3 protein-coding genes are annotated in these 4,191 nt (G+C 52.1%); all 3 read left to right on the top strand.

The genetic code is table 11. The features are described from left to right. Nucleotides 1-1,392: hypothetical protein (locus tag Q0294_RS00295; protein ID WP_299459438.1), on the top strand; the 1,392-nt coding region annotated here is incomplete at its 5' end. A gap of 69 nt (nt 1,393-1,461) precedes the next feature. Further along, entirely contained in the window at nt 1,462-2,694 is a 1,233-nt protein-coding gene (locus Q0294_RS00290) for a DUF1570 domain-containing protein (protein ID WP_299459436.1), read from the top strand. 150 nt (nt 2,695-2,844) lie between these two features. Further along, on the top strand, nt 2,845-4,068 hold the full coding sequence (locus tag Q0294_RS00285; protein WP_299459434.1) for an AI-2E family transporter: 1,224 nt from the start codon (nt 2,845-2,847) through the stop codon (nt 4,066-4,068). Nucleotides 4,069-4,191 lie beyond the last annotated feature (123 nt).

The raw sequence follows: 4,191 nt of genomic DNA, 5'->3' as shown, positions 1-4,191 counted from the left end.
TGCATCGAAATCAGTGATACTCCGTTTGTGTATCACGCGTTTCCTTTAGCCGTTCAGAAAGGCAAAACCGCTGAAGTCGAACTGCGGGGATTTGCCTTGAAGGGGAATCAGAAAGCCAGCCTCTCTGCCGCCGATGCCAAAGAGACCGGCTGGGCACAACGTACATTCAAAACACCGGCCGGCGAGACGAATGCCGTCTGGACGCTGATCAGCGATGACCCCCAGGTCACCGCCCCCGGCACGAACATCTCAGCCAAAACCGCCTTTCCGCTGACACTGCCCGTCGGAGTCAGCGCCCAGCTCACTGAAGCGGAACAGACGCACTACTACTCTTTCAAAACGAAAAAAGATCAGTATTACTTTTTCCAACTGATGTCGAGCCGCATTGATCTCCCTCTGGACTGTGTCATGGAAGTGCAAGATGCGAAAGGAACAGCCCAACGCATCTATGTGGACGGGGGAGCGAATTCAGAAGCCGACGACAGTCTCCAGACCAAAGACTCGCAATTCTATTTTAAGGCGCCCGCCGATGGGGAATATTTTGTTACTGTCCGCGATCTGCATGACCGGGGGGGCGAGCGGTTTGCCTATCATCTGTCTGCTGAGCTGAGCGGTCCGGAATTCGAAGTACACGGCGAATATTACTACGCACAAATTGCACCGGGAACCAATATGCTGTGGTTCGCCAAAGTCAAACGTTTGAATGAATTTAACGGCCCGATTGAACTGAACATTGAAGGGCTCCCCAAAGGGGTGACCTTCGAACCCGTGACGCTGCCTCCCGGCGTCAATGACTGCGGCCTGATTCTCAAAGCCTCGAAAGACGCGCCTATCAATGCGTCGCTGGTGAAAATTTCCGGCAAAGCGAAAATCCCCGGCTCCGACGGGAAAGAACGGGAAATCGTTCGCTATGGTCGCATCACTTGCGAAATTCAATCAGGGGGCGGCGGACAGGCACGCTGGCCGATCAACACCTCCATTGTCGGCGTCACTAAGCCGCTCGACCTGCTGGAAGTGACGGCCACTCCCAGTGAAATCGTCTTAAAGCCCGGCGAGTCTGCGGAGATCAAAGTCAAAATCAAACGCAGCGAAGTCTATAAAGATCCGGTCACGCTTGCGACCTCGTTTATGTACTTCACTTCGAAATTCGGCGAACAGCTTCCCCCGGAAGTCACGCTCTCCAGCAAAAGTAAAACCCGGCTGGCCGGCGATACGCTCGAAGGAACCTTGATCATCGAAGCGTCCAAAAAAGCGACTCCCATCAAACGGTTTCCGTTCGCCGCGATGGCCCGTGTGGGAATCACGTTTTCGATTACGACCAACTATGCATCAAACGTACTTTATCTGACGATCACCGATTCTGAAGGAAAAGACAAACTGGCTAAAAAATAGGGGTCGACTTCAGCGTCTCTCCCCCCTATTCTGGTAGTACCCGGTACCCGTCTGCGCAGAAAGTCTGATATGGTGTGGAGAGACTCGAAAACAAAGTCCTTGCTGCAAATCGTGAGAACTCATCTGCTCGTTACGCTGGTCTTCGTTTCGTTCAACTGCGCTCCTCACGTTGGCCTGCTTTATTCTCAAGAGCCTGCAAAACAAGCTGTCGCAGAGAATTCGGATCAACGCCTGTTTGAGTTTACGTTTCTCAACGAACAGCAGAAGGAACAGACGATCCAGGCTGCCCAGATCGTTGAAGCCCGGGACGGCGGCGTCGTGATGTTAACCCGCGATGGACGCTTATTGACGGCGACTCCGGATCAGCTCAAACAAAAACGGCAGCTCGACCAGAGTTTTACTCCTCTCGACCTGACAGAACTCGAACAGCAGCTCACCGCCGAATTCGGTTCCGATTTTACCATCACACAAACCAAACATTTCACCATCTGCAGTCAGGCCGGCAAACGCTATACGAAGTGGTGCAGTTATCTGTTCGAGCGATTGTATACTGTGCTCCACAATCACTGGGACAGTAAAGAACTCCCGCTGCATGATCCACAAGTCCCTTTGATTGCCGTCATCTTTAAAGACCGTGCGAACTTTGAACAATACGCCAGCCAGATTCTGGGAAAAGACAACGCCGCCGTGCATGGCTTTTATTCCACTCAGTCCAACCGGATGGTGCTCTACGATTTGACGGCCGCTCCCAATGAACCGCCGGCGTTTACCGATGCGGATATTCTGAAAAAATTAAGCAAGTCGCCTTTCAACGTCGCCACCATCATTCATGAATGCACGCATCAGATTGCCTTTAACGCCGGCCTGCATACCCGCTTCGCCGATAATCCGCTCTGGCTTACGGAAGGCATGGCCACCTATTTTGAAACGCCCGATCTGCGCAGTAAAACCGGCTGGCGGACAGTCGGCAAACCGAATCCCTGGCGACTGAAACAGTTTCAGGACTACGCCCGCTCACGCCGCCCCGCCGACTCATTGCAGACACTGATCATGACCGATCAACGATTCCAGGACCCGGAACAGGTGCTCGATACATATGCGGAAGCCTGGGCATTCTCGTACTTTCTGATTAAAACCAAACGCAAACAGTATGAAGAATATCTGCGTCTGATCGCTGTCAAAAAACCGCTTATCTGGTCGACACCTGAAGAACGACTCAAGGACTTCGAATCCGTATTCGGCAATGATCTCAGCCGTCTGGATCAGCAATTTCTCAAATACATGCAACAAATCAGCCGTTAATCACGGTTTTTCTCTTTGCATCTTTCACTTTTCTCAGTATCGTGCGCATACACGTCCTGAAATCAGCGGCGTGTTTTCCGGTACGCAATTCACCCGGGCGCGCGAACCGTTTCGTACTTCAGCAGCATCAATCCGCAAAGGGCACTCTGCATGTCAACTTCTCTGAAACCCTCGGACGAACAGGCCAAGGTGATTACAGGCTGTTTAATGTTGCTCTCGATCATTGCACTGGCATTTGTTTTTTATATTACCCAGGCCGTGCTGATTCCGTTTGTGATTGCCATTTTTATCGCGACGATTGTGACCCCGCTGGTCGACCTGCTCGTCCTCAAATGGAGGCTGCCTCAAATCGTCGCGATTTCGGTGACGCTGCTGCTCGTCCTCTCCGTCGGATTCCTGCTCTGCCTGACTCTGATTTATTCCACGCAGCAGGTCATCGCCAAAGCAGAAACGCAATACAGCGAAAAACTGGGCATCTTTATCAGTTCCGTCTTCGACCCCCTCAAGGATGTTGGTGGTCCTCACACGGAAACCGATGAGGAAGATCAGACAGAGACGGATCAGGATACTCCTGAAGTCGACGTCGCTTCCGTCGATAGGTCTCATCCTGTCGGGGCTTCTGAACCCGTTGATGATTCTCAACCGGTGGAAGCAGAAAAACCGGAAACAGGCTGGTTTCAAAAAATGGGCATCGATCTGAACGTTCTGCAAAGGGAAACCATCGAGTACATGCGAAATTCTCTGAAAGCGATTGCCATCAGCACCATGCAGAGTGCGCTCAACTTCACGACAACCTCGTTCTTCGTCGCAATTTTCGTGATCTTTCTGTTGGCAGGGCGGAATCCGAATACGGTCGTCAAAAATGTTACATACCGGGAAATTGAGCAAAAAATTCGCAGTTACATTTCTACTAAACTCGTTCTCTCACTGATTACAGGAACCCTGGTCGGCATCACGCTGTCGCTGTTCGGCCTGGAACTTGCGCTGGTCTTCGGCATCCTGACATTCCTGCTGAATTTCATTCCCTCAATCGGTTCCATCATCGCAACTCTGCTCCCGATTCCCGTGGCGTTCGCCCAATTCTCTGACAGTCCCTGGACGATTGCCGGCGTGATTTTAATTCCCGGTGGCATCCAGATGGCGATCGGTAACGGGATTGAGCCCAAACTCATGGGGGAAGGTCTCGAACTGCATCCAGTGACCGTCCTGCTCGCTCTTTCCTTCTGGACACTCCTCTGGGGACCGATTGGCGCGATCCTCGCCGTCCCGATCACCGCCGCCATTCGCATCGTGCTCATGCGGTTTGAATCGGGTCAGACCGCCGGCAACCTGCTGGCAGGTATTCTGCCCGGCGAATCATCGCCTGTTGCCTGACACCGAAAACGTAATTGAATGAGCCAATCATGTTTCTGTTGTAAGACTCGCTTTGAAGTTCAGCGATTGCGTTTCTGAGACGCATAAGCCGCGCGTCGTTTTTCAGCATGGAATACAAAGTAG

It is taken from the genome of uncultured Gimesia sp. (genome assembly GCF_937919775.1).
Taxonomy (GTDB): domain Bacteria; phylum Planctomycetota; class Planctomycetia; order Planctomycetales; family Planctomycetaceae; genus Gimesia.
The sequence above is the reverse complement of the archived record's forward strand: the minus strand, read 5'-3'. Positions and strand labels throughout refer to the sequence as shown.